Below are 25136 nucleotides of genomic sequence, written 5' to 3' on the forward strand. Positions count from 1 at the left end.
GAGGACGCCCCGATGCCGACACCCTCCCGCGGACCACGTTTGTCCGCCCTGGCGGCCGCCCTGCTCCTGAGCGCACCCCTGGCCGCACCGGCGGCTCGGGCCGCCGACCCGATCAAGCTCGGCGTCCTCGAGGATCAGTCCGGCGACTTCGCGATCGCCACGATCGGAAAGGTCCACGGTATCCAGCTCGCCGCGGACGAGATCAACGCCGCGGGCGGCATCGCCGGGCGCAAGCTGGAACTCGTGATCTACGACACGCAGTCCGACAACACGCGCTATCAGGAATTCATGCGCCGGGTACTCCAGCGCGACAAGGTCAACGCCGTCTTCGCAGGCTTCTCCAGCGCGTCGCGCGAGGCCTACCGGCCGATCGTCGACCAGCTCGACGGCTTCGCCTTCTACAACAACCAGTACGAGGGCGGCGTCTGCGACGGGCACATGGTCGTCACCGGCGCGGTGCCCGAGCAGCAGTTCTCGACGCTGATCCCGTGGATGATGGAGAAGTTCGGCAAGCGGGTCTACACGATCGCGGCCGACTACAATTTCGGTCAGATCTCGGCCGAGTGGGTGCGCAATATCGTCAAAGAGAACGGCGGCGAGATGGTCGGCGAGGAGTTCATCCCCCTCGGCGTGTCGCAGTTCTCGCAGACGATCCAGAACATCCAGAAGGCCAAGCCCGACATCCTGATGACGCTGCTCGTCGGGACCGCGCAGGCCTCCTATTACGAGCAGGCGGCAGCCGCGAACCTGAAGGTGCCGATGGGCTCGTCGGTCAATGTCGGCCAGGGCTACGAGCACAAGCGGTTCCAGCCCCCGAGCCTCGCCAACATGTACGTGACCACGAACTACATCGAGGAGGTCGACAGCCCGTCGAGCAAGGCGTTCCTCGCCAAGTGGAAGGCGAAGTTCCCGAACGAGCCCTACGTCAACCAGGAGGCCGAGAACTCCTATCTCGCGGTCTACCTCTACAAGCAGATGGTCGAGCGGGCGAACGGCTCGACCAAGCGCGCCGACCTGCGCAAGGTCATCGCGGCGGGCGACGTCTGCGTGGACGCGCCGGAGGGCAAGGTCTGCATCGATCCCAAGAGCCAGCACGTCTCCCATACGATTTACCTCGCCAAGGTCGACGAGAAGCACGCGATCTCGTTCCCGAAGACCTGGGAGAACATCCAGCCCTACTGGCTCGGGAAGGCCGGCTGCGACCTGACCCAGAAGGATCCGATAGCGCAGTACACGCCGAGCAACCCGCCGAAGCCCTGAGCCGCCGGGCCGGTCGTCCGCGCGCCGCGCAACGCGCCGTCGCGGACGCGGCGGCCTGAACCGGGCCGGCGCGCGCTCGTGAGACGCGCCGCCGCGGCCCCGGGCCCGGAAACGACGCGACACCGCCGGAGCCCGGGTTCCGGCCCCCAGCCATCACGATCGGGCCTCCGGATGGACCTGCTGACCCACGCCTTCACGTTCCTCTACCAGATCGGGGATGCGTTCTCCTTCCTCGTGCTCTCCGCCTGCGGTCTCGCGGTGGTGTTCGGCATGATGGGCGTCATCAACCTCGCGCACGGCGAACTCATCATGTGCGGGGCCTACGTCACGGCGGCGACCACGCGGGCCGGGCTGCCGCTGCCGCTGGGCATCCTGGCCGGCGCGCTCGTCGCCGGGGCCGTCGGCATGGTGATGGAGCGCCTCGTCATCCGCCACCTCTACGGGCGACCCCTGGACACGATCGTGGCGACCTGGGGCATCAGCCTCGCGGCGACGCAGGGCACGCTGATCCTGCTGGGCTCCAGCATGCCGGGGATCGGCACGCCGCTCGGCAGCTTCACGGTCGGCGGCTACTCCTATTCGACCTACCGCGTGGTGCTGATGGTCGCCGCCGTCGCGGTGCTGGCCGGGCTCTACCTCGCCTTCAACGCCACCCGCTTCGGCACGCTCGCGCGGGCCACCATCCAGGTGCCGCACATGGCCGAGGCCCTCGGCGTCGATACGCGCACGGTCTACGCCCTGACCTTCGGCCTCGGGGCGGCGCTGGCGGGCCTCGCGGGCGGGCTCTACGCGCCGACCATGACGATCGTGCCGACCATGGGGACGACCTTCATCATGGAGGCCTTCGTGACCGTGGTCGTGGGGGGCGCCGACATCTTCCTCGGTACGGCGCCGGCGGCTCTGGTGCTCGGCACGGTGCGGGCGCTCCTCACCACCTGGCAGGGCCAGCTCTTCGGGCAGATCGGGCTCCTCCTCGCGGTGATCCTGGTGATCCGGGTGCTGCCGCGGGGCATCTCGGGCCTGATCCTGCGCGAGCGGGCCTGAGGCCATGGCGGGGACTTTGGCGATGACCCTTCTCCGGCGCCTCGAAGGCCCGCAGACCCTGGGACGCGGCCCTGCCTTCTGGACCGCCTTCGCCCTCGCGATCGCCGCCGCCATCGCCTACCCGTGGTTCGCGGACGGCTACACGGTCGGCAACACGGCCTACTTCTTCTGCTGGGTGTTCATGGCGCTCGGCCTGTGCCTGATCTGGGGCTACGGCGGCGCGCTGAGCTTCGGCCAGACCGCCTTCTTCGGCCTGTCCGGCTACGCCTACGGGGTGCTCACCCTCAATGTCGGCGCCGCCTACGGCTTCACCCTGGCGGCGCTGGTGCTGGCCGTGGCCCTCTCGGCCGTCATGGCGGCGCTCCTCGGCTACTTCCTGTTCTTCGGCCGGATCGGCGGGGTCTTCCTCGGCATCATCACCCTGTCGGTGACGCTCGCACTGGAGCGCTTCATGGCGCAGACCGCCGGCCCGGAATGGAAGATCGGCGCGGCGCGGCTCAACGGCTACAACGGCATGAGCGGCATGCCGCCCCTGACCGTGCCGTGGCTCGACGGCGACGTCGTGCTGTTTCCCGACGTCGCCCTCTACTACGGGCTGCTGGCTCTCCTGATCGTCGTTTACCTCGCGCTGCGCATCCTGGTGAACGCCCGGTTCGGCAACGTGCTGGTGGCGATCCGCGAGAACCCGGAACGGGCCGAGATGCTCGGCTACGACGTGCGGCGCTACCAGCTCGCCGCCTTCGTGATCGGCTCGGCCCTCGCGGGGCTGAGCGGCACGCTCTACACCGCCTGGGGCCAGTACATCACGCCCTCCAGCATGGGGCTGACCGCCGCCGCGCTGCCGGTGATCTGGGTCGCGGTCGGCGGCCGCGGCGACCTGACGGCCACGCTCATCGGCACCCTCGTGGTGCTCGGCGGCTTCCAGGCGCTGACGATCTACGGCAGCCAGTATGCCCTCGTGGTGATGGGCCTGCTCCTCGTCGTGGTGGTGCTGGCGGCGCCTGACGGCCTCGTGGTGGCGGCCATGCGCCGGCTCGGTCGCCTGCGCCGCCGGGAGGCCGGCCGATGACCCCGCTCCTCGAGACCCGTGCCCTCAGCAAGCATTTCGGCGGACTGCACGTCACCAACGACGTGAACTTCGCCCTCGCGGCGGGGGAGATCCACTGCCTGATCGGGCCGAACGGCGCCGGCAAGAGCACCTTCTTCCGCTTGCTGCTCGGCGAGTACACGCCGGAGCGGGGGCAGATCCTCTACGCCGGCGAGGACATCACCGCGCTCAAGCCCTTCGCGCGGATCCGGCGGGGCATGAGCGTCAAGTTCCAGGTGCCGGGCATCTTCCCGAGCCTGTCGGTCGCCCACAACCTGGAGATCGCGCTGCAGCACCACCTGGAGGGCGCCTCGCTCGGCGCCGAGATCCGCCGGCTGCTCGCCTTCCTCAACCTCGGTGCGGCGGCCTCCGACCGCGCCGGCAACCTCAGCCACGGGCAGAAGCAGTGGCTGGAGATCGGCATGGCGATCAGCCTCAGGCCACGCCTGCTCCTCCTCGACGAGCCCACCGCCGGGATGTCGCCGGACGAGACCTTCGCCACCGGCGAAATGGTGCAGGCGCTCAACCGCGACGGCGTCGCGGTGCTGGCTATCGAGCACGACATGGCTTTTGTCCGGCAGATCGCCCAGCGGGTGACCGTGCTCCATGTCGGGCGCATCTTCGCCCAGGGGACCACCGACGCGATCATCGCGGACGAGCGGGTCGCCGCGATCTATCTCGGGGAGGCGGACGCGCCGCCGCTGCGGAGCGTCGCCGATGCCTGAGCCGCTCCTCGCGACGACCGGCCTGCGCGCCGGCTACGGCGGCAAGCCCGTGCTGCAGGGCGTCGACCTCGCGGTCCGGCCCGGCGAGATCGTGGCGGTGATCGGCCGCAATGGCGTCGGCAAGTCGACGCTGATGCGCAGCCTCGTCGGGCTCTTGCCCGCCTCCGCGGGTGGCATCGCGTTCCGCGGCGCGGCCGTGGAGGGGCTCGCCGCCCACCGGCGCGCCCGCCTCGGCATCGGCTACGTTCCCCAGGGCCGCGACGTGTTCCCGCGCATGAGCGTCGCCGACAACCTGACGGTCGGCGCGTCGCTGCTGCCGAAGGGCGAGCGGCCGGATTACGAGCGCGCCTTCGGGCCGTTCCCGATCCTGCGGGAGCGGCGCGGGCAGCGGGCGGGGACGCTCTCGGGCGGGCAGCAGCAGCAGCTCGCCATCGGCCGCGTCCTCGTCGGCGGACCCGCGCTGATCCTGCTCGACGAGCCCTCCGAGGGCATCCAGCCCTCGGTGGTGCAGCAGATCGGCCGCACCCTGGTCGATCTCAACCGCCGCACCGGGGTGACGATCGTGTTCGTGGAGCAGAACCTCGACCTGATCCGCGCCATGGCCCAGCGCAGCTACGTCATGGACAAGGGCCGGATCGTCGCGGAGCTGACGGCCCGGGACCTCGACGACCGCGACCTCGTGCGGCGCCACCTCGCCGTCTGAGAACAAAGTCCGACAACCAAGGGAGAGACGACCATGCAGTGGCTCGACCAGTCCATCATGGCCCGCAAGGGTGTCGCCGGCGGCAAGCCCGGCCGGGAGCACACGATCACCGAGGCCGAGCAGGGCCGCTATCACTACGTTTACGGCCCCTTCGCCGAGCCGGTGCTGACCGTCGATCCCGGCGCCGTCGTCACCGTCGAGACCCACGACGCCTTCGAGGGCAAGATCCGCCACGAGACCGACAGCCCGACGCAGATCCTGAACTTCCCCTACCTCAACCCGCAGAATGGGCCGATCTACGTCAACGGCGCCGAGAAGGGCGACTGCCTCGCGGTGGCGATCCGCTCGATCCGGCCGCGCGGCCCGCAGCCCTGCGGCACGACGCTGATCATGCCGGAATTCGGCGGCCTCGTCGCCACCGGCGACACCGCGCTCCTCAATCCGCCGCTCCCCGAGCGGGTGCGCAAGCTCGAGGTCACGGCCGAGCACGGCGTGCGCTGGAACGACCGGATCACGCTGCCCTACCAGCCGTTCATCGGCACGATCGGCACCTCGCCGGAGATCGAGGCGATCTCCTCGCTGCAGCCGGACTACTACGGCGGCAACATGGACCTGCCGGACGTCGGCGTCGGCGCGGTGATCTACCTGCCGGTGAATGCCAAGGGCGCGCTCCTCTACCTCGGCGACTGCCACGCCGCGCAGGGCGACGGCGAGCTCTGCGGCGTCGCGGTGGAGCACCCCACCCACACGACGGTGCAGATCGACCTGATCAAGGGCTGGACCTTCCGCTGGCCGCGGCTCGAGACCGAAGACTTCTACATGACGATCGGCTCGTCCCGCCCGATGGAGGACGCCGCGCGCATCGCCTACCGGGAGCTGATCCGCTGGCTCGCGGCCGATTTCGGCTTCGACGAGATCGACGCCTACATGCTGCTCACGCAGTGCGGGCGCGTGCGGCTCGGCAACATGGTCGATCCGAAATACACGCTCGGCGCCTCGATCACGAAGGCGATCGCCCACGCCTGACCGGCGACGAAGGAGGATGGCATGGATCTCGGGCTCAGAGGCCGCCGGGCGCTGGTGACCGGCGGCACCAAGGGGATCGGCGCGGCGATCGTGGACCTGCTGGCGGACGAGGGGGCGTCCGTCGCCCTCTGCGCCCGCAACGCCGCGGAGGTCGCCGCCAAGGTCGACGCCCTGCGCGCGAAGGGCGTGGCGGCGACCGGGCGCGCCCTCGACGTCGCCGATTCCGCCGCCCTGCGCGGCTGGATCGCCGAGGCCGCGGAGGAACTCGGCGGCCTCGACATCGTGGTGCCGAACGTGAGCGCCCTGGCGGTCGGCAGCGACGAGGCGGCGTGGCGCAGCGGCTTCGCCGTCGACATGATGGGCACCGTGTCGGCGGTCGAGGCGGCGATGCCGTTCCTCGAACGCTCCGAGGCCGGCGCGATCGTCGTCATCTCCAGCGTCTCCGGGCGCGAGATCGACTTCGCGGCCGGTCCCTACGGCGCCTTCAAGGCGGCGCTGATCCACTACGCGCAGGGGTTGGCCTTCCAGCTCGCGCCCCGGAACATTCGCGCCAACTCGGTCTCCCCCGGAAACACCTACTTCGCGGGCGGCGTCTGGCACCAGATCGAGACCGGCAACCCGGCGCTGTTCGCCGAGGCGCTCCGGCTGAACCCGACCGGACGCATGGCGCGGCCGGAGGAGGTGGCCCGCGCGGCCGTCTTCCTGGCGAGCCCGGCCGCGAGCTTCATCACCGGCACCAACCTCGTGGTGGACGGCAGCCTGACCCGCGGCGTGCAGTTCTGACGCCGCCGACCGGCCTCGCCCCGCGCCGGGACGCCTGCGACGTCCGAAGCACACTCGGCTCATTCAGCACGGTCGTTCAGCAACCAAGTCCGGAGATCGCGAGGACCCACCACACTTGCGACGCATTTCGGCCGCTCTCGACTCTGTAAAGACAAGCTTGCCGCGCGCGCTGGCACGCGGCACTCTCAAGCTTGGCCGTTCGCGCGACGGGGACACGTCGCGTGGCCGCGCCGGGCTGCAGGACAGGGAAGTCCAGGGCGATGATGACGGACGATCGCATGGTCGGTGGCCTCGACGGGCAGGCGCGGCGCGAGGCGGGGATTCTCAGCCGCCGATCGTTCCTGGCCGGCTCGGCCCTCGGGATCGGCGCCCTCTCGCTCGGCGGGTGCGGGACGACCGACACCCTGCTCATGGCCGAGGCGGCGAAGACCTACGGGCCGATGCCAAACGAGAAGTTCCCGATCCCGGCGGTCGACGTCAGCAAGGTCAACCCGAAATACTATCGACGGACCGTCCAGTACGCCTCGTCGGAGGCGCCCGGCACGATCGTGGTCGATCCCGCCAACTACTACGTCTACCGCATCGAGGGCGATGGCGCCGCCACGCGCTACGGCGCCAATGTCGGCCGTCAGGGCTTCCTGTGGAACGGCGACGCCTATGTCGGCCGCAAGTCCGAATGGGCGACCTGGACCCCACCCAAGGAGATGATCCGCCGCCAGCCCGAGGCCGCGAAATACGCCCGCGGCATGCCCGGCGGCCTCGACAACCCGCTCGGCGCCCGCACGCTCCATCTCTACCAGAACGGCGCCTACACGCTGTACACGATCTACGCGAGCAGCGACGCCGAATCGATCGGCACGGGCATCACCAGCGGCTGCGTCGGCCTGCTCAGCCAGGACATGATCCACCTCTACGCCCGGACTCCGGTGAAGACGAAGGTGGTCGTGCTGCCGGCCTGAGGGCGGGCAAGGTCCGCGCGGGGCGGGCGCCGTCCCCGCTCCCCGGCGGACTCGAAATCCGGCACGATCGGGCTACCTGACGTCCGACAGCGCGCCGGGAGTGCCCGCCATGGCCTATGCGTCGACGATCGAAGGCACACGCTTCACCTTTCCCGACTTGCGCAGCCTCCTCGCCAAGGCCACGCCGGAGCGGTCGGGCGACCAGCTCGCCGGCCTCTGCGCGGAGGGGCCGGTGGAGCGTCTGGCCGCGCAGATCGCGCTGGCGGACCTGCCGCTGAAGACCTTCCTGGCCGAGGAGCTGATCCCCTCTGAGGAGGACGAGGTCTCCGACCTCATCGCCCGCCGGCACGACGCGGGTGCCTTCGCGCCGGTCTCCTCCCTGACGGTCGGCGCCTTCCGCGAGTGGCTGCTCTCCCCCGCCGCCGACGCGCAGGCGCTCGCCGCCCTGTCGCCCGGCCTCACGCCGGAGATGGTCGCCGCGGTCTCCAAGATCTGCCGGCTGCAGGACCTCGTCGCCATCGCCGCCAAGCGGCCGGTGGTGACGCGCTTCCGCTCCACGATCGGCCTGCCCGGCCGCCTCGCGACCCGCAACCAGCCTAACCATCCGACCGATTCATCGGAAGGCATCCTGATCTCGGCCCTCGACGGTCTGCTGATGGGCTCGGGCGACGCGGTGATCGGCGTGAACCCGGCCACCGATTCGCTGCCGGACTACATCCGGATCGTCGAACTCCTCGAGACGCTGCGCCTGCGCCTCGGCGTTCCGACCCAGCATTGCTGCCTCGGCCACGTCACCGTCGCCATCGAGGCGATGGCCCAGGGTGCCCCGGTGGACTTGGTGTTCCAATCGGTCGCAGGCTCGCAGAAAGCCAATGCCGGGTTCGGCGTGGACCTCGACCTCCTGCGCGAAGCCTCCGCGGCGGCGCGGGCGCTGGGCCGCTGCCCGGCGGGCGGGCAGGTCATGTATTTCGAGACCGGCCAGGGCTCGGCCCTCTCGGCGGACGCCCATTGGGGCGTCGACCAGCAGACCATGGAGGCGCGTGCCTACGCCGTGGCGCGGGAGTTCGATCCCTTGCTCGTCAATACGGTCGTCGGCTTCATCGGCCCCGAATACCTCTACAACGGCAAGCAGATCATCCGGGCCGGACTGGAGGACCATTTCTGCGGCAAGCTGCTGGGCCTGCCGATGGGTGTGGACGTCTGCTACACCAACCATGCCGATGCCGATGGCGAGGATATGGACGCGCTCCTGACCCTGCTCTGCGCGGCCGGCGTCAATTTCGTCATCACCGTGCCGGGAGCGGACGACGTGATGCTGAACTACCAGTCCCTGTCCCATCACGATGCAGTCTTCGCCCGCGAGACCCTCGGACGGCCGCCGGCTCCGGAATTCGAGGCGTGGCTGCGCGACGTCCGCATCACGGACGCGCAGGGCCGGCTCGCCGGTGCGGCGGGTGAACTGCCCGAGGCCCTCGCCGCCGCGTCCCGGCTCCTGCCCGGACGGGCGGCATGAGCGAACCCGCCGAGCCCACCCGCGCCAGGGCGCCGTCGCTGCGTGACCTGCGCGCCTTGACCCAGGCCCGCATCGCCCTGGGCGCGCACGGCGCCGGTCTGCCGACCGGGGCGGCGCTCGCCTTCGGCCTCGACCATGCCCGTGCCCGCGAGGCGGTCTGGACCCCCCTCGACACGGACGCGATCCGCGACGGCCTCCGGGAACAGGGTCTCGACGCCGTGGAGGTCCGATCCAACGTGGTCGATCGGGCCGAGTACCTGCGCCGGCCTGACCGGGGCCGGACGCTTCACCCGGACTCGGCGGCGGCCCTCGACGGGCTCGAACGGGGTTCCGACGTCGCCATCGTCATCGCGGACGGCCTTTCGGCCACGGCGGTCGCTCTCAACGCCGTGCCGGCCGCCGCCGCGCTCGCCGCGCGGGTGCGCCGGGCCGGCTGGAGCCTCGCCCCCGTCGTGGTCGCGCGGCAGGGACGGGTGGCGATCGGCGATTCCGTCGGCGCTCGCCTCGGGGCGCGCTGCGTCGTCGTGCTGATCGGCGAGCGGCCAGGTCTGTCGGCCTCCGACAGCCTGGGCTGCTACATCACATTCGGTCCGCAGCCGGGCCTGCCCGATTCCCGGCGCAACTGCATCTCGAACATCCGTCAGGACGGGCTCGCGATCGAGGCGGCCGCCGATCAGATGGACGCCTTGCTGCGGGCGATGCTGGCGCAGGGCACGAGCGGCGTCGGCCTGCGCCGGGAGAGCCTCGTCGCGCCGCCGGCGCCGTCCCTTCCGGCAGGATAGGTCCCGCCGGGCCGGCGGCGCGGGGCGTCAGGCCGGGAGAGCGGGGGCCTGACGGTAGCGGGTCGCCTGCTCGTAGTCGTAAGCCAGCGCGAGGAGGCCGGCCTCGCTCCAGAGCGGCCCGACGAAGATCAGGCAGAAGGGCGAGCCCGAGACGTAGCGGCCGGCCGGGACGACCACGCCCGGAAGGCCGGCGATGTTGATTTCGCACACGGTCGTCTCGTGGATCGGCTCCGATCCGTGCAGGGCCGGTACCGCGTCCCGGGTCTGCGGGAAGACCAGGGCGTCGAGACGGTGCTCCGTCATCACGTCCGTGAAGATCTCCAGGTAGCGCTCGCGTGCCGCCAGGAAATCCGACAGGTCGGGCGGGGCGAGCGGGTCGGCGAGGCAGGGCGCGAAGGCTGGAACCTGGTTCATCCAGTCGAGCACGCCGCCCGGCGCGAACGGGTCCTCCGCCTTCGTGGCTGCGGCGAACGCGGCGAAGGACCGGTACGCGGCCTGCGGGCCGAGCCGTTGCAGATAGAGGTGAAGGTCGAACGGCACGCTCTCGATGCCTCGGGCATCGTAATGGTCGAGGCCCGCGACGGGCTGACCGAGCGCGGCGAAGCCGCTGCCGGCGAACGGATCGGCCACCAGGGTGGCGCCTCGCCCCGCGATCTCGCCCTGCGCCCGGGCGTAGAGCCGGGTCGTCTCGGGGGACAGGGCGCGATCGCGCCAGCCCGGTCCGTAGAGGCCGAGGCGCTTGCCCCGCAGGGCCGTCCCGGAGAGCCCGGCGGCGTAGCCCCCCTTCGGACGGCGGCCGATCCCGGCCACGGTCTTCGGGTCGCCGGCCGTGTAGCCCGCCAGGGCATCCAGTGTCAGCGCGGCGTCGCGCACGCAGCGGGCGATCGGTCCGACCACGTCGCGGGTGCTTCCGGCGAGGGGGACCACGCCGGTATTGGGCACCAGGGCGAAGGTCGGCTTGATGCCGACGAGGCCCTGCGCCGAGGCGGGATTCTGGATCGAGCCGCCGGTTTCCTCGGCGAGCCCCAGCACCGCGAGGCTGGCGGCGACGGCGGTAGCGGTGCCGGCGCTCGACCCGCCGGGCAGGAGGTCCGGCGCCATGGCGTTGAGCGTCGGGCCTGCCCAGCTGTCGTTGGCGTGGCTGCCCGTGGCGCTGAGGACGGGCACGTTGGTTTTGCCGAGGATGACGCAGCCCGCCGCGCGCATGCGCTCAACCACGGGCGCGTCCGTCGCGGGCATCAGGTCGACGCCCCCCGCTTTGGCGCAGAGGAAGTGCCAGCCAGCGGTGGTGGGCAGGCCGGCGACGTCCATCRTGTCCTTGATCGCCACCGGCACGCCCGCCAGCGGTCCCAGCGGCTCGCCCGCGGCCCGGCGCCGGTCGATCGTCCGCGCCTCCTCGAGGGCGTGCGGGTTCAGGAATATCATCGCGTTGTAGCGCGGGTTGAGGTCTTCGATCCGCGCCAGGAAGGCCCGGGTCAGGGCCTCGGCCGTCACGCCCCGGGCGAAGGCAGCCTGAACGTCGGCCACGGTCATCTCGGTCAGCATCCCGGCGAGGTCGGGCGCGTCGATCGGGGCGGCATCCATCGGAGAGCTCCGGGTTTGGCCAGGGAGAAAAGGATTGCGGTGGCGGCTCCGGTCATACCGACGAACGCGTCGATCAGCGAGCGGTCGCGGGTGACTTCGGTCGGGACCTCGCGTTTGATGACCCCCGTCTGCAGGATCAGGATTCCCTCCGTCGGCTCGTCGGGCAGGAGAATGGTCGGCGCGCTGCACAGACAGCGGGCCAGCGCCGGCACTTGCCATGCGCCGCCCGAGAGGGCGCTTCCGGGCCTGTCGAGAGAGGCCTTGAGCCGGGGGACGGTGGCGTGGTTCTCCGCGATGGTCTCGTCCGCTCACCCGCTTCGACAGGAGGCAGCTGACCGGTCAGAGGCTCAGCGGGGGACAGTCGCTCTCAGGCGTGTTCCGGAGCCGACACCGCGTCTTGCGCGTGCGCGACCTGACCGCCTCGGGAGCGTTCGGAAGAGGGGCTGCAGCGGAAATGCGATCGGTAGCACCGTGAGAAATGGGCCGTGCTCGCGAAGCCGCAGGCCGTCGCGATCTCACCGATCCTGAGTGGACTCTGGCGCAGCAGCCGCCGGCCATGGGCGAGGCGGATGGCCCTGTACTGGGCTGAGAAGCTCAGTCCGCGCTTCTCGAGGAACAGGCGGTCGAGGTGACGCGGGCTGACCGAGGCGAGACGTGCCATGGCTTGGCGGCCGAGCGGCGCCTCGACCGTCTTCTCCATCGTCTCGATGACCGCCAGCAGAGCCGGATGGTGGACGCCGTAGCGTTCGACCGCGGATGCACGCTGCGGATCGTCCGCGGCCCCGACCGCCGTATGCAGGAACCAGTCGGAGACGCGGCGCGCGAAGGCTGGCCCCAGGCGTTCGGCGATCAGCGTGTGAGCCATGTCGAGGGGCGCGACGCCGCCGCCGCAGGTCGGGCGATCGACGTCGGCGACGAACCGCGCCCGTTTCAGGCGCGCATCCGGGAACGCCTCCACGGTGGCACCCGCATATTCCCAGTGGACCGTGAATGCGCGGTCAGACAGCAATCCCGCGGCGGCCATCAGGTAGGGGCCGCCCGAGATGCCGCCGATGCGGACACCGAAGCGGGCGAGCCGCCGCAGGGCGGCGTGGATCACGGGCCGGTCCCAGCCGGTCGGCTCGCCACCGGCGCAGACGAAGACCGTATGAAGATGCCCGCGGGTGCGGGGCAGATCCTCGATGGGAACCTCGGTTCCGGACGACGAGGCCACCCGACCCCCGCCCTCACCGAAATAGCGCAGCCGGTAGAGGGGGAGTCCCGCGAGATCGTTGGCCGCCCGGAACGGCTCGCAGGCCGACGCGAACGACATCAGCGCGAAACCCGGAACGAGGATGAAGCCGATCTCCTGCAGCGTGTCGCCCGGCGCCGGGCGGTCGGCATCACGCATCTGGGGTGTCTGGCGTCTCATCGGGTCAAGAAACCGTCTGTTTTGGTCAAGCGCAACAACGCGGACGCGTCATGCTCGAAATCTCCCGTTGCGTCGTCCGAGATCGATCCAGGATGCCTCGACCCGCCGATCTGCCGCCCTCCCGCGACGCGGATGATCCCCGCCACGGCGCAGCGATGGACGTGCGCCCGTGAGCCGCCGGGTCGACGTTGCCGTGCTGGGGCTCGGCGCGATGGGCAGCGCCGCCCTTTATCAGCTGGCGAAGCGCGGGGCCGCAGTGATCGGGCTCGACCGCTTCGCGCCGCCGCATGCGCTCGGGTCGAGCCACGGCGAGACGCGGATCACCCGGCAGGCCGTGGGTGAGGGGCGCGACTACGTCCCCTTCGTCACCGCCTCGCATCGCATTTGGCGCGAGTTGGAGGCCGCGACGGGAGAGACCCTCCTGAACGCCTGCGGCGCCCTCGTCATGGCGCCCGGCCACGGCGTCTCCTCCCACCATGGCAAGCCGGATTTCGTCGGCCGCTCGATCGGCGCCGCGCAGGACGCCGGGATCGCCCACGAGGTGCTCGACGGCGCCGAGGTCGCCCGCCGGTTCCCGCAATTCCTGAATCTCGCGGGTGACGAGAAGGCGTATTACGAGCCGGGCGGCGGCTACGTGTTCCCGGAGCGCTGCATCGCGGCGCAGCTCACCTCCGCGGCCGCGGCCGGGGCCGAGATCCGGACGGGCTGCGAAGTGCTCGGGCTTCGGGAGGACGGGTCCGGTCTCCGGATCGAGACCACGGACGGCGTGATCCTGGCCGACCGCGCCGTGGTTGCCGCCGGCGCCTGGACGGCACCGCTGCTCGGCCGCCCGTTCGACCGTCTGCTCACGGTCCGGCGCCAGCTCCTGCACTGGTATGCCCTGGCGGATGAAACCGCGTACGGGCCGTCGGCACCGGTCTTCATCTGGATGTACGGGACGAGCGATACGGAATACCTCTACGGCTTCCCGCCGATGCCGGGAGAGCACGCCGTCAAGGTCGCGACGGAGCAGTACAGCACGACCACCACCGCCGACGAGGTGAACCGCGTCGTCGACGCGTCGGAATCCGACGCGATGTATCGGCTGCGCGTCGCGAACCGGCTGGCCGGCGCAACACCCGAGGTCGTCCGGGCCGCGGCCTGCGTCTACACGGTGACCCCCGATCGCGGCTTCATCATCGACCGCCATCCCGACCTGGATCGGGTGCTCGTGGTGTCGGCCTGCTCGGGACACGGCTTCAAGCACTCGGCCGGGATCGGGGAAACTGTCGCGGCGGAACTGGCCGGCGATGCCGGTCGGATCGACCTGAGACCGTTCGCCCTCGCGCGCTTCGCAAGATGAGCCCCGGGGAAACGCCTCCAGCTGCTCAAACCGGGACTCCCGTCGACAACGGGTGCTCGAATGGCTCGTGGATTGCTTGAATCCATGCCAAGATCAGTTCATCCGCGCAGGAACGATCCGATGCGATACACCGTCCGCACCACCCTGGCCGCCGGCGCGCTGGCCGCCCTCACGGCGATTGCGACCCTCTCCGTGCCCAGCCGGAGTGCGGCCGCCGACGGCGTGGACGCGATCAAGCAGCGGGGCACCCTGATCGTCGGCGTCAAGGCTGACTACAAGCCCTTCGGCTTCCGCGACCCGAGCGGGACGATCATCGGGCTTGAGCCCGACCTCGCCGCCGACCTCGCCAAGCGGCTCGGCGTGAAGCTCGAACTCGTGCCGGTGGTCTCGGCCAACCGGATCGAGTTCCTGCAGCAGGGCAAGGTCGACCTGCTGATCGCCACGCTTTCCGACAAGCCGGAGCGCCGCCGCGTCGTGCAGGCCATCGACCCGCAATACTATTCGGATTTCGTCAACGTGCTGCTGCCCAAGACCTCCGGCATCACCGACTGGGCGCAGCTGAAGGGTAAGCCGCTCTGCGCAACCTCGGGGGCGTGGTACAACAAGGACGTCGCACGCACCTATGGGGCGGAGATCATCGCCTTCGACGGTTCCGAGAAGCCGCTCTTCGCGCTCAAGCAAGGCAATTGCCTCGGCTACGTCTACGACCAGAGCATGCTCCAGGGTAAACTTCTCGACGACGACTGGAAGGCCGGCTACGCGCTGCCCCTGAAGGGCATCCTCGATGCGCCGTGGATGATGGCGGTCGCGCAGGGCAACGCCACCCTTCAGGCGATGGTCGAGAACGCCACCAAGGACTGGATGAAGACCGGCTTCATCGTCGACGAAGAGAAAAAGTGGGGCATCGAGCCGACCGCTTACTCGAAGGCGATGCACGAGAAGTACAAGAACGCGACCAACTGATGGCGGTTCGTACGACGAAGCCGAGCCACCGGCTGCGATGATCGAGGCGGTCCAGGCCTGGTTCCAGCGTCTCTACGAGACGACGGGCTTCAACTTCACCGTCTTCTACGATCCGTACGACTGGGACCGCTACGTCTCCGGTCTCCGGATGACGCTGTTGCTCGCGGTCAGCACGATCCTGGTCAGCCTCGTGATCGGGGCGGTCGGCGCGCTCCTGCAGAGCGGGCCGTCGCGTCTGCTGCGCGGGCTGGTGAACGGCTTCGTGGTGGTGTTTCGCAACACGCCGCCGCTCGTGCAGATCTTCTTCTTCTATTTCGGCCTCGGCACGATCCTGCCGGACCTGCGCACCGCGGATGGCTTGCGCGCCCCGCTCCTCAGCAACGTGCAATGGGCCATCGTCTCGCTGTCTCTGTTCGCGGGCGCCTTCAACGTCGAGATCTTCCGGTCGGGCATCGAGGCCGTGCCCCGGACAACGATCGAGGCCGCGGAGGCCCTGGGTTACACCCGCCTGAAGGCGTACCGCCATATCGTTCTGCCGCTGGCGCTGCGCGTCTGCCTGCCGGCGCTGAACAACAACCTGATCAATCTCCTGAAGACCACGACACTCGCCTACGCCATCGCGGTCCCCGAGACCCTGTACGCGGTCAAGCAGATCTGGTCCGAGTCGCAGAACGTCCTCGAGATGATGCTCGTCCTGCTCGCGACCTACGCGGTCTTCGTCGGCGTCCTTGTCTGGATCATGCACCGCGTCGAGCGGACGTTGCGCATCCCCGGTTACGGCCGATGAGCGCAGCCGATCCGAATCGTCCCGGCGACAGGGCCCCAGCCGGACGGCCGGGTGACCTGCCGGTGCTGCTGCCGTTCGCCCACGCCGGGGCAGGGCAGGGCGCGCGCCTTCGGCCCGTCCATGGCTGGCTGCTGTGCGGCGTCGCGGTCGTCGCGCTCCCGGCCTGGGCACAGGGCGGGGTCGCCGTCCTCTCGCCGCTGGAGGTCGTCATCAAGTGGGCGCCCCTCCTGCTCACCGGCTTCGCCTTCAACGTCGCCATCTCGCTGATGGCGATGGCACTCGGCACCCTCGCGGGCATCGGCCTCGGGCTTGCCATGCTCTCAGAGGGCCGGGTGGTGCGCGGCATCGCGTGGTCGGCCACCCAGTTCTTCCGCAACGTGCCCTGGCTGGTGCTGCTGTTCTTCGTGATGTTCCTGGTGCCGTTTCAGGTCACGGTGTTCGGATTTCGCGTGCCGCTGCCCGATTGGGTGAAGGCGACGTTCGGCTTCAGCCTGCCGGTCATGGCCAACGTCGCCGAGATCGTCCGCGGCGCCGTGCGCTCGGTCCCGAATACGCAGTGGGAGGCCGCCGAGTCCCTGGCCTTCACCCGACGCCAGACCATGTGGCGGATCATTCTACCCCAGTGCCTGAAGCGCATGCTGCCGCCCTGGATGAACGTCTACGCGCTGATCGCGATGGCGACCGTGCAGGCGTCGATCGTCGGCGTGACCGAGATGCTGACGCTGACCGCGCAGGTGCACGCGGCGGAGGGGGGGCGCCCGGAGCTGTTCGCGCCGCTCTACGGTTTCGCCCTGCTGTGCTTCTTCCTGTACTGCTATCCGATCGACCGGCTGACCGCCGCCCTGGAACGCCGCTTCGAGACTCGTTGAAAGCATGACGCCTGCGACGATGGCCGTTACCCCGTCCGACGGCTGGACACCCGATCAGCCGATCGTCCGCGTCGTCGACGTGCACAAATCCTTCGGGACATTCGAAGTCCTGAAGGGGATCAGCTTCGATGTGCGCAAGGGCGAGGTGGTCTGCATCATCGGGCCTTCGGGTTCCGGGAAGTCGACGCTGATCCGCTGCGTCAACGCGCTGGTCCCCGTCACTGCGGGCTCGATTCAGGTCGAGGGAATCGAAGTCACCGATCCGCGGCTCGACAAGCTGGCGCTGCGCCGCAAGGTCGGCATGGTGTTTCAGCAGTACAACCTGTTCCCGCACAAGACCGCGCTGCAAAACGTCATGATGGCCCCCGTCCACGTCCTTGGGCAGGATCGGCGCGAGGTCGAGGTCCGAGCCCGGGCTCTGCTCGCGAAGGTGCGGCTGGCGGGCAAGGAGGACGCCTATCCCGGCGAGCTGTCGGGCGGCCAGCAGCAGCGCGTCGCCATCGCCCGTTCGCTGGCGATGCGGCCCGACGTGATGCTGTTCGACGAGGTCACCGCCGCCCTGGACCCCGAGACGGTCAAGGAGGTTCTGGTCACGATCCGCGAACTCGCCGAAGAGGGCATGACCTGCATGCTCGTCACGCACGAGATGAACTTCGCCCGCGACGTGGCCGACCACATCTATTTCACCGATCGCGGCGTGATCGTGGAGCACGGGCCGCCCGCGACCTTCTTCGCGTCCGCGCAGGATGAGCGGACGCGCCGCTTCCTCTCGCAGGTACTCTGACGATCCGTTTCCCGGGCGGCACCGCGCGTCGAAAGCCGCGGTCGGGGCCTGCACGGATCGGTCCGCGAATGCGGGGCCATGGTCAGAGCGGCCGTGACCCGGGACGCCGCATGGGATGGACCCGTGGCCGGGCGCATCGATCGACTCTGCCGCCCTCGGCCTGCCAGGCGCGCGGATGACCCGACGCGGCCGGTTCGCCGGCGACTGTTGCACGGCCCGGTCGGAATTGCCCCGGTGACGCCATCATGGGCTGGCATGCCAGGGCGTTCGCCCGGGCACGACCGGCCGCTCCGTACGTCCGGACCCATTCCTTGCCTCGATTTTTTCCATCGCAGAATCGCGTCGGCGATCCAGTTCGCACAACCTCTCGACCGGCGCGGGCGGCGCGGTGGATCCCGCCGTCGATCCTGGCCGCTGGCCTGCTCGCGACGGGGCTGAGCACGGCCCTGTTCTGGCGCTCGGCGGAGTTGCGGGACCGCCTGACCTTTCTGCACGCCACCGAGATCGAGCTGCGCACGATCGAGGACCAGTTCCGCACCTACACCGCCCTTCTGCGCGGCGGCGCCGGCCTGTTCGCGGCCAAGGGCGACGCCGTCACGCTGGCCGACTTCCGAGCGTATGTCCGGCGCCTCGATCTGGAGAGCCTGTATCCCGGCTTTCTGGGAATCGGTTTCACGCCAAGTCTGTCCGCTTCCGAGCGGGAGCGCTTCGCCGTGCGCGCCGAGGCCCTGGGTGTGGCCGACTTTCGGGTGCGTCCCTCGACGGACAACCCGACGATCAGCCCGGTCCTGTTCGCCGAGCCGCCGAACCCGCGCAACCGGGCGGCGATCGGGTACGACGTGATGTCCGACCCGATCCGTCGCAACATGGTCGAGCGCGCGCGCGACACGGGCCAGCCGGCCGCTTCTGCGCGGATCCAACTCGTTCAGGAGATCGACGCGAACAAGCAGGCCGGCTTCCTCGTCGCCGTACCGGTCTATACCGACGGAGTCGTGCCCCCCGACGTCGACGAGCGGCGGCGGCAATTCCTGGGCTTCGTCTTCGGCGCCTTCCGGGCCGATGACCTCTTCGGCAGCATCGTGGCGGCCGAGGCAGAAGAGGACGCCGCCTTCGCGGTCTATGACGGCACGCCGAGCGAGGCGACGCTGCTGCATCGGTCGGCACGCGCCTCGGTTGCGAAGGCCGGCCGCCTCACCCGCGAGGCGACGCTCGACCTCGGCGGTCGCACGTGGACCGTCCGCTTCGAGGAGCGCGTCTCCCCACAACGCACGGCGGCGTTTCCGGAGATCTGGCTCCTCTGCGGCGGGGGACTGTTCGCCACCACCTTGCTCGCCTTCGCCGCGTACCGGCAACGCCGCACGCAGGACGAGATCCGGCTGCTCAATGCCTCGCTGGAGGCGCGGGTGGAAGAACGGACCCGCGACCTGCGGGCCGCCGCCGACCGCCTCCAGCAGGCCGGCGAGGACCGCACGCGCATGGAAGAGGCCCTGCGCCAATCGCAGAAGATGGAGGCGGTGGGCCAGCTCACCGGTGGACTGGCGCACGACTTCAACAATCTGCTCGCGGGCATCTCCGGCTCGCTGGAACTGATCGAGACCCGGATCGGCCAGGGGCGTCTCAAGGATGTCGCGAAATACATCGCGGTCGCTCAGGGCGCCTCGAAACGTGCCGCGGCGTTGACGCACCGCCTCCTCGCCTTTTCGCGCCGGCAGACGCTGGCGCCCAAGGCCGTCGACGTGAACAGGCTGGTGGGTGGCATGCTCGACCTGATCCAGCGCACGGTCGGCCCGAGCGTGGACGTGCAGTACGTGGGTGCGAGCGGCCTCTGGCTCGCGCTGGTCGATCCGTCGCAGCTTGAGAATGCCCTCTTGAACCTGTGCATCAACGCGCGGGACGCGATGCCCGGCGGCGGCAGGATCACGATCGAGACCGGCAACCGCTGGATCGACACCCTCCAGTCTGAAGCACAGGACCTGCCGGAGGGGCAGTATCTGTCTCTCTGCGTGTCCGACACCGGGACCGGCATGTCGCCGGAGATCGTCGCCAGGGCGTTCGATCCCTTCTTCACGACCAAGCCGATGGGTGAAGGCACGGGCCTGGGCCTGTCGATGATCTACGGGTTCGCCAAGCAATCGGGCGGTCAGGTGCGGATCATCTCCGAGGTCGGCAGGGGAACGACGGTTTGCATCCATCTCCCGCAGCATCGCGGCGAGGCGGATGCGGATGGCATAGGTCTGGAGCGGCGCCCATTGGCGATGGCCGAGGCGGGCGAGACCGTGTTGATCGTGGATGATGAGCCGAGCGTGCGCATGCTGGTGGCCGACGTCCTCAAGGATCTCGGCTACACGGCGGTCGAGGCCGCGGATGGCGGCGGCGGCCTGAAGGTGCTGCAGTCGGATGCGCGCGTCGACCTTCTGGTGACGGATGTGGGGCTGCCTGGCGGCATGAACGGTCGTCAGCTGGCCGATGCCGCGCGGGTCAACCGGCCGGACCTCAAGGTTCTGTTCATCACCGGCTTCGCCGAGAATGCGTTGCTGGGCAACAGCCGGCTGGATCCCGGCATGGGGATCCTGACCAAGCCCTTCGCGGTCGACACCCTGGCCGTCCGCATCCGGGAACTGATTGCGAGCTGAAGCGGCTGCCAGAGGGCGTATGCCGGCTTCGATCTGTATGCCGAAACACCTCTGCGGCCTTCGGCCAGACCTGCGCGGCTCGGCGCTCACACCCGTCTTGCGCCCCGCTTCGAGCGTGTGTCCGGAGGCGCTATGACAGCTCTGATCTCCCGATGTGTGCTGATGCCGGTTATCGGGAATAATTCAATCTGCTTATAGTCTAGATCGATGTAATTTGATACATATTGACCGTCTAATTTCGACATCAGGCTAAATATGATAGATCAACGATCATAACGTGACGGCAAGATAACGGACGCCGATCTTTGTCTTCAGATCGACGAGCGAGCCTGGTCTGGCGGAAAATCAATTTTGCGAGTGGGCGGTGCGGGATGTCACGACGTTCTGCCGCCAAGGACGAGACGGAGCGAACGAGCAAGTTCGTCGCGCCGATAGGGCTTGCTGAGGACCGGAAGCTCTCCGCGCCCGATGACCTGGCCTTCGTCGAGGTCGGCGACGTAGCCGGAGGTCAGGAGCACCTTCAGGCCGGGGCGGAGCTGTTGCGCCTCGACAGCGAGTTGCGACCCATTCATGCCGCCCGGCATCATCACGTCCGAAAACAGGATGTCGATGCGCTCCACCCCCTTCAGATGATCGAGGGCTTCGACGGCGTTGCGGGCGATGATGACCCGGTAGTGAAGTTCCTCGAGGCTTTCCACGGCCATGGTCAGAACCTGCTCGTCATCCTCGACGAGAAGTACCGTGTCGCCCTCGGCGGCGCGGCGCAGCGGAAGCGGTCCCTCCCGGCCCGAGCCTGTCTCCTCCCCCGCCGGATCGGCCGAGCGCGGGATCAGGATGCGGAATGTCGTGCCGACGCCGACCTTGGAGTCGATGCCGACGAACCCGCCGGCGCTCCGGGTGAATCCATAGACCTGGGACAGGCCGAGGCCCGTGCCCTTGCCGACCTCCTTCGTGGTGAAGAAGGGCTCGAACACGCGTGCCAGGTTCTCGGGCGCGATCCCGCTCCCGAGGTCCATGATCGAGACCTCGACGAAGGCGCCCGGTGCGATGCCCCGGTCGGCCACCGCCGCGGTGTCGAGATGCACGTTTCGGCTGCGCACGACGATGCGATTGCCGTGGCCTTCCCCGTCCATCGCATCGCGGGCGTTGACCACAAGGTTCAGCACCGCGGCCTCGAACTGCGCGGGATCGATCCTGATGGGGTCAAGCGCAGGATCGAGGTCGAAGACCAGCTCGATGGCACCGCCGGCGGCCCGTTCCGCCAGGGGCCTGAAGTCCAAGAGGAGGCGGTTCGGGTTGAGCGTCTGCGGCCGCAGCATCTGTCGCCGCGAGAAGGCCAGGAGCTGCTGGGTGAGTTGCTCTCCGCGGCGTGCCGCGGTCATTGCCGCCTCCGCCAAGCGGAGAACCCGCTCGGTCTTCTCAGGCCTGCGGATGACCATGTCGAGGCCGCCGACGATGACCGTCAGCAGGTTGTTGAAATCGTGCGCCACGCCGCCCGTCAGCTGGCCGATCGCCTCCATCTTCTGGGCTTGGCGCAACGCCTCCTCGGTGTTCCGCTGATCGGTCCTGTCGAGGACGACGCCGGCCAAGCGGACGGGCTGGCCGTCGGGGCGGTACTCGGCTTGGCCCTTGGCTGCGATCCAGCGCACCGCGCCATCCGGGCGCATGATCCGGCATTCGAGAGTCAAGGCGCCGGATTCCATCGCTTGGGCGAAGGTCGCCTCGACCGCTGATCGGTCCTCAGGCACCACGTGGGACAGGAAATCGGACCGGCCCCAGGATGGAAGCGGCTGGTCGTAGCCGAAGATGGCGTCGTGACGGGTTGAACGCCGCGCGGTGTCGTGGACGAGGTCGAGGTCCCAGGATCCCATCCCGGCCGAGTCGAGGGCGAACGCCAGGGTCTCGCGCGCCGCCTCGACCTCGCGGGTGCGCTCGGCGACGCGGCGTTCCAGCGTCTCGTTGGCGACCCGCAAGCGCTCCTGGGCTTCCTCGCGTTCCCGGATGTGCTCGCGGGCTTGGTATTGCCGTCGCCGGACGCGGAGGGCCGATCCCACCGCGCTCACCAGGGTCTCCGCGTTGATCGGCCGTTCCAGCAGGACGACGTTGCCGAGCCGTTCGATCATGGCCGCGGCCTTGCCCGTCCGCCGCCCGGCTTGGCGGGTGGCGAGCAGGATGAAGGGAAAGTCCGACCAGGGGGGCTGGGCCTCGACCCAGGCATCGAACGCGGCCGGATCGACCTCGAGTAGGGCTTCCTCAGTGACGATCGAGATGCCCGCGGCCGCCTTCAGGCCGTCCAGCCACGCCGCGACATCGGCGCAGATCACGGATGCGGCGCCGGCCTTGTCCAGCAGCTTGGCCATTACGGCCGCGTCGCGGCCGCGTGGGGCCAGGATGAGGACGCGATCCTCGTCGTCCTCCGATGGCGCCATCACGGGGTGCCCGCGCCGGCCGCGCTCCCTTCGAGCATGTCCACCGCACCGCCGTAAGTCGGCAGGCCGGACAGGACGCCCTGGAAGTCCGTCAGAGCCTCGCCGACCTGCATGCCGGCGGGCGAGAGCTTCAGCTCCCGGATGGTCCGCTCGTGGGCGTTGATCCGGCTCTTGACCATGGACAGCGCGGTCCGGACCTCGCCCTTCGCCTCGAAATACCGGAACAGCAGGATGGCATCGCTGAGGTAGCTCAGGTCGATATCGGACCTCACATCGCCGATGACGCCGTGCTGGCCCAGGATCAGGAGCGTCATGACGCCCTGCTGGTTCAGATAGTTCAGAAGCTCATGCATCTGCAGCACGAGGTATTCCTCGCCCGGCATCGCATGGATGTAGGCGTTCAGGCTGTCGAGGACGATGAAGCGCGATCGGCGCTCCTCGACCGCCTCGCGCACCCGGCACGCGAATTCGCCCGGCGACAGCTCCGCCGGGTCGATCTGGACGATGGCAAGGTTGCCGCTGTCCAGGTGAGGCTGCAGGTCCATGCCGAGTCGTCGCGCGCGGGTCAGCATCGTCGCTTGCCCCTCGTCGAACAGGAAGTACGTCGCGTGTCCGCCGCGCTCCAGGTCGGCTAGCATGCACCGGACGGCCGTGGTGGACTTGCCGACGCCGGACGGGCCGAGAAGCAGCGTGTTGGTGCCGGCCACCAGCCCGCCGCCGAGCAGAAGATCGAGTTCCTGTGACCCGGTGGAGGCGGATCGCGCATCGAACGCGGCATGGTGCTCGGCCGCGACCAGGCTCGGGAAGACTACGATACCCCCGGTATCGAGGACGAAGTCATGATAGCCGCCGCGGAACTTCACGCCGCGCATCTTCAGGATGTTGAGGCGTCGGCGCTCGGCACCGAATTCCCGCTGCGACTGCTCCAGCAGGATCACGCCGTGGGCGATGCTGTGGAGCTGCACGTCGGCGGTGCCGTCGTCGAGCAGGATGACCGTACAGTTTCGCGCGGCGAACATCTGCTTCAGGGCGAGGATCTGACGGCGATACCGGAGCGGATTCTGCGCGAGCAGACGCAGCTCCGAGAGGCTGTCGAACACGACACGATCCGGCTTGAGGTCGTCGACCCGGTCGATGACCTCCCGCACCGTCTCGCCGAGTTCGACCTCGGAGGGATGCAGGACCGATTGTTCGCTGTCCGGGTCGAGGCCGAGTTCGTTGACGAGTTCGTAGATTTCGATCCCGTCGAGGGACCAGCCATGCGAAGCGGCCGTGGCGCGGAGTTCGTCGGCACTCTCGGACAGCGTGATGTAGAGGCCCTTCTCCCCGTATGCCACGCCGTCGAGCAAGAACTGGAGAGCCAGCGTCGTCTTGCCGGTGCCGGGGGTGCCTTCCAGGAGGTAGAGGCGCCCGCGTGTGAGCCCCCCCGACAGGACGTCGTCCAATCCTTCCAAGCCGGTCGACAGGATCTCCCGCACGAAGGGGGAGGCAGGCGTCGGTCGCTCAGCAGGCATAGGTACCACGATGGGGAGACGGCCTCCGGCCGCCGGGTGATTGGCTTAGGGACGCCATTGATGGAATGACGAACCGACCGATAACGCAGGACGCTCGAAATGGTCCCATGACATCTTGATGAGGGTGCATCGACAGTGACGCTCGTCGATCACCCACGCGACGCCGCTTCACGACGATACGGGTCGCGATCCGAAACACGATTCAGGCTGACGTCGCGGTACACAGCATCGCGGGCGACACTGACCACTGAGTTTTCGACACTGTCGCGGCACTCCGCCATCGGCCGCACTTCGCATGAAGCTGATTTCGATAGAATATTCGCAATCGATCAAATAAAGGCGGATAATTTCAATGTCGATTTACAAGTCATGGCGCTTTCAAACGGTCTGCTATTTCAGATAGTATCAATTGATAAATGTCTCGACGATTGCCGGATATCTGACAGACGTCGACGATCAATTCCTGGTCGGCCTGCAGTTTCCTGAGCCGAGCCGCAATCGGCACGCCTCTCTGAATGCATGACTCCACGACTCCATCCACGAAGGCTCGCGCTAGAATTCTTGCGGATTCGGAACCTGAAGGCGCGTCCATGATGTCAGGCCGTAAGAAAGTCTAGGCTGCGAATTGTGTCTGGACACCCTCCAGCCGGTCTTCCAGATCGTCAGTCGCTGATGTGAGGGCCATCACGCCGCCCTCCTGGCCTCTCCTGGCGAACCCGCGGAGACCCTTGAGCCTCACGAACGCGTCGGCGCCGAGGACGCTCGCTATCGCGTCGCAATGGGCGCGTGGCACGGCGAGATCACCGAAGGTACGGGTCTTGGACATCGTCGACCGATCCGTGCGCCGGGTACGTCAACAGATCGCAGAGGGTCGCCGGTACCGCCGAGGTGACAGGGAATCCTGTGACCGACAGCCGGGATCACTGCAAGCGCGATAT

Annotated in this window: 22 protein-coding genes; 16 read left to right on the forward strand and 6 right to left on the reverse strand. The window is 68.9% G+C overall.

Going from position 1 to position 25136, the window contains the following annotated elements; translation table 11 throughout:
* Positions 1 to 12 precede the first annotated feature (12 nt).
* From AC1DXK_RS04785 to eutC, 10 genes are all read left to right on the forward strand, one after another.
* The gene (locus tag AC1DXK_RS04785) at positions 13 to 1260 is read left to right on the forward strand and encodes an urea ABC transporter substrate-binding protein (RefSeq protein ID WP_457106241.1); all 1248 of its coding nucleotides are present in this window, start codon (positions 13 to 15) and stop codon (positions 1258 to 1260) included.
* 171 nt (positions 1261 to 1431) lie between these two features.
* On the forward strand, positions 1432 to 2304 hold the full coding sequence (locus tag AC1DXK_RS04790; protein WP_457106240.1) for an ABC transporter permease subunit: 873 nt from the start codon (positions 1432 to 1434) through the stop codon (positions 2302 to 2304).
* A gap of 22 nt (positions 2305 to 2326) precedes the next feature.
* Positions 2327 to 3373, forward strand: a complete 1047-nt coding sequence (locus AC1DXK_RS04795) for a branched-chain amino acid ABC transporter permease (protein WP_457106239.1) — start codon at positions 2327 to 2329, stop codon at positions 3371 to 3373.
* The gene (locus AC1DXK_RS04800) at positions 3370 to 4116 is read left to right on the forward strand and encodes an ABC transporter ATP-binding protein (protein WP_457106238.1); all 747 of its coding nucleotides are present in this window, start codon (positions 3370 to 3372) and stop codon (positions 4114 to 4116) included. The genes AC1DXK_RS04795 and AC1DXK_RS04800 overlap by 4 nt, the downstream gene beginning before the upstream one ends.
* Entirely contained in the window at positions 4109 to 4819 is a 711-nt protein-coding gene (locus AC1DXK_RS04805; RefSeq protein ID WP_457106237.1) for an ABC transporter ATP-binding protein, read from the forward strand. Before AC1DXK_RS04800 ends, AC1DXK_RS04805 begins: the two co-directional genes overlap by 8 nt.
* A 33-nt stretch (positions 4820 to 4852) precedes the next feature.
* Positions 4853 to 5845, forward strand: a complete 993-nt coding sequence (locus AC1DXK_RS04810) for an acetamidase/formamidase family protein (protein ID WP_457106236.1) — start codon at positions 4853 to 4855, stop codon at positions 5843 to 5845.
* A 21-nt stretch (positions 5846 to 5866) separates the two neighbouring features.
* Positions 5867 to 6628: an SDR family NAD(P)-dependent oxidoreductase gene (locus AC1DXK_RS04815; RefSeq protein ID WP_457106235.1), complete on the forward strand. Its 762-nt coding sequence runs from the start codon at positions 5867 to 5869 to the stop codon at positions 6626 to 6628.
* Positions 6629 to 6888: 260 nt separating this feature from the next.
* Positions 6889 to 7587 (forward strand): L,D-transpeptidase, encoded by a 699-nt coding sequence (locus AC1DXK_RS04820; RefSeq protein WP_457106234.1) that lies wholly within the window; start codon positions 6889 to 6891, stop codon positions 7585 to 7587.
* Between the two features lie 109 nt (positions 7588 to 7696).
* Positions 7697 to 9100 (forward strand): ethanolamine ammonia-lyase subunit EutB, encoded by a 1404-nt coding sequence (locus tag AC1DXK_RS04825; protein ID WP_457106233.1) that lies wholly within the window; start codon positions 7697 to 7699, stop codon positions 9098 to 9100.
* The gene (gene eutC / locus AC1DXK_RS04830; protein WP_457106232.1) at positions 9097 to 9882 is read left to right on the forward strand and encodes an ethanolamine ammonia-lyase subunit EutC; all 786 of its coding nucleotides are present in this window, start codon (positions 9097 to 9099) and stop codon (positions 9880 to 9882) included. Before AC1DXK_RS04825 ends, eutC begins: the two co-directional genes overlap by 4 nt.
* Before the next feature lie 27 nt (positions 9883 to 9909).
* Here eutC and AC1DXK_RS04835 read toward each other — a convergent pair whose 3' ends face one another.
* From AC1DXK_RS04835 to AC1DXK_RS04845, 3 genes are all read right to left on the reverse strand, one after another.
* Entirely contained in the window at positions 9910 to 11466 is a 1557-nt protein-coding gene (locus AC1DXK_RS04835; protein ID WP_477297039.1) for an amidase, read from the reverse strand.
* Positions 11421 to 11762, reverse strand: a complete 342-nt coding sequence (locus AC1DXK_RS04840) for an ATP-binding cassette domain-containing protein (RefSeq protein WP_457106275.1) — start codon at positions 11760 to 11762, stop codon at positions 11421 to 11423. The genes AC1DXK_RS04835 and AC1DXK_RS04840 overlap by 46 nt, the downstream gene beginning before the upstream one ends.
* 71 nt (positions 11763 to 11833) lie before the next feature.
* Positions 11834 to 12856 carry a GlxA family transcriptional regulator gene (locus tag AC1DXK_RS04845; protein ID WP_457106230.1) on the reverse strand — a complete coding sequence of 341 codons (1023 nt, stop codon included), beginning with the start codon at positions 12854 to 12856 and terminating at the stop codon, positions 11834 to 11836.
* 190 nt (positions 12857 to 13046) lie between these two features.
* Here AC1DXK_RS04845 and solA point away from each other — a divergent pair, with 190 nt between their 5' ends.
* From solA to AC1DXK_RS04875, 6 genes are all read left to right on the forward strand, one after another.
* Positions 13047 to 14219, forward strand: coding sequence for an N-methyl-L-tryptophan oxidase (solA, locus tag AC1DXK_RS04850; RefSeq protein WP_457106229.1), 1173 nt, complete (start codon positions 13047 to 13049; stop codon positions 14217 to 14219).
* A gap of 120 nt (positions 14220 to 14339) precedes the next feature.
* Entirely contained in the window at positions 14340 to 15182 is an 843-nt protein-coding gene (locus AC1DXK_RS04855) for a transporter substrate-binding domain-containing protein (RefSeq protein WP_457106228.1), read from the forward strand.
* A gap of 37 nt (positions 15183 to 15219) precedes the next feature.
* On the forward strand, positions 15220 to 15969 hold the full coding sequence (locus tag AC1DXK_RS04860) for an amino acid ABC transporter permease (protein WP_457106227.1): 750 nt from the start codon (positions 15220 to 15222) through the stop codon (positions 15967 to 15969).
* Positions 15966 to 16838 (forward strand): amino acid ABC transporter permease, encoded by an 873-nt coding sequence (locus AC1DXK_RS04865; protein ID WP_457106226.1) that lies wholly within the window; start codon positions 15966 to 15968, stop codon positions 16836 to 16838. Before AC1DXK_RS04860 ends, AC1DXK_RS04865 begins: the two co-directional genes overlap by 4 nt.
* A gap of 4 nt (positions 16839 to 16842) precedes the next feature.
* Positions 16843 to 17622: an amino acid ABC transporter ATP-binding protein gene (locus AC1DXK_RS04870; RefSeq protein WP_457106225.1), complete on the forward strand. Its 780-nt coding sequence runs from the start codon at positions 16843 to 16845 to the stop codon at positions 17620 to 17622.
* 311 nt (positions 17623 to 17933) lie between these two features.
* Positions 17934 to 20255 (forward strand): CHASE domain-containing protein, encoded by a 2322-nt coding sequence (locus tag AC1DXK_RS04875; protein WP_457106224.1) that lies wholly within the window; start codon positions 17934 to 17936, stop codon positions 20253 to 20255.
* Between the two features lie 374 nt (positions 20256 to 20629).
* Here AC1DXK_RS04875 and AC1DXK_RS04880 read toward each other — a convergent pair whose 3' ends face one another.
* From AC1DXK_RS04880 to AC1DXK_RS04890, 3 genes are all read right to left on the reverse strand, one after another.
* The gene (locus tag AC1DXK_RS04880) at positions 20630 to 22684 is read right to left on the reverse strand and encodes an ATP-binding protein (RefSeq protein WP_457106223.1); all 2055 of its coding nucleotides are present in this window, start codon (positions 22682 to 22684) and stop codon (positions 20630 to 20632) included.
* The gene (locus tag AC1DXK_RS04885; RefSeq protein ID WP_457106222.1) at positions 22684 to 24198 is read right to left on the reverse strand and encodes an ATPase domain-containing protein; all 1515 of its coding nucleotides are present in this window, start codon (positions 24196 to 24198) and stop codon (positions 22684 to 22686) included. The genes AC1DXK_RS04880 and AC1DXK_RS04885 overlap by 1 nt, the downstream gene beginning before the upstream one ends.
* A 613-nt stretch (positions 24199 to 24811) precedes the next feature.
* A complete protein-coding gene (locus AC1DXK_RS04890) occupies positions 24812 to 25024 on the reverse strand; it encodes a hypothetical protein (RefSeq protein ID WP_457106221.1) in 213 nt (70 codons plus the stop codon).
* Positions 25025 to 25136: the final 112 nt, after the last annotated feature.

This window comes from Methylobacterium sp. P3_A11 (assembly GCF_056403155.1).

Bases quoted from the DNA above. Each gene is read 5' to 3' on its own strand.
- AC1DXK_RS04885 (WP_457106222.1), bottom strand. From the start codon at position 24,198: ATGCCTGCTGAGCGACCGACGCCTGCCTCCCCCTTCGTGCGGGAGATC.
- AC1DXK_RS04790 (WP_457106240.1), top strand. From the start codon at position 1,432: ATGGACCTGCTGACCCACGCCTTCACGTTCCTCTACCAGATCGGGGAT.
- AC1DXK_RS04890 (WP_457106221.1), bottom strand. From the start codon at position 25,024: ATGTCCAAGACCCGTACCTTCGGTGATCTCGCCGTGCCACGCGCCCAT.
- AC1DXK_RS04815 (WP_457106235.1), top strand. From the start codon at position 5,867: ATGGATCTCGGGCTCAGAGGCCGCCGGGCGCTGGTGACCGGCGGCACC.
- eutC (WP_457106232.1), top strand. From the start codon at position 9,097: ATGAGCGAACCCGCCGAGCCCACCCGCGCCAGGGCGCCGTCGCTGCGT.
- AC1DXK_RS04795 (WP_457106239.1), top strand. From the start codon at position 2,327: ATGACCCTTCTCCGGCGCCTCGAAGGCCCGCAGACCCTGGGACGCGGC.
- AC1DXK_RS04785 (WP_457106241.1), top strand. From the start codon at position 13: ATGCCGACACCCTCCCGCGGACCACGTTTGTCCGCCCTGGCGGCCGCC.
- AC1DXK_RS04800 (WP_457106238.1), top strand. From the start codon at position 3,370: ATGACCCCGCTCCTCGAGACCCGTGCCCTCAGCAAGCATTTCGGCGGA.
- AC1DXK_RS04845 (WP_457106230.1), bottom strand. From the start codon at position 12,856: ATGCGTGATGCCGACCGCCCGGCGCCGGGCGACACGCTGCAGGAGATC.
- AC1DXK_RS04870 (WP_457106225.1), top strand. From the start codon at position 16,843: ATGACGCCTGCGACGATGGCCGTTACCCCGTCCGACGGCTGGACACCC.
- AC1DXK_RS04860 (WP_457106227.1), top strand. From the start codon at position 15,220: ATGATCGAGGCGGTCCAGGCCTGGTTCCAGCGTCTCTACGAGACGACG.
- AC1DXK_RS04810 (WP_457106236.1), top strand. From the start codon at position 4,853: ATGCAGTGGCTCGACCAGTCCATCATGGCCCGCAAGGGTGTCGCCGGC.
- AC1DXK_RS04855 (WP_457106228.1), top strand. From the start codon at position 14,340: ATGCGATACACCGTCCGCACCACCCTGGCCGCCGGCGCGCTGGCCGCC.
- AC1DXK_RS04825 (WP_457106233.1), top strand. From the start codon at position 7,697: ATGGCCTATGCGTCGACGATCGAAGGCACACGCTTCACCTTTCCCGAC.
- AC1DXK_RS04805 (WP_457106237.1), top strand. From the start codon at position 4,109: ATGCCTGAGCCGCTCCTCGCGACGACCGGCCTGCGCGCCGGCTACGGC.
- AC1DXK_RS04820 (WP_457106234.1), top strand. From the start codon at position 6,889: ATGATGACGGACGATCGCATGGTCGGTGGCCTCGACGGGCAGGCGCGG.
- AC1DXK_RS04865 (WP_457106226.1), top strand. From the start codon at position 15,966: ATGAGCGCAGCCGATCCGAATCGTCCCGGCGACAGGGCCCCAGCCGGA.
- AC1DXK_RS04880 (WP_457106223.1), bottom strand. From the start codon at position 22,684: ATGGCGCCATCGGAGGACGACGAGGATCGCGTCCTCATCCTGGCCCCA.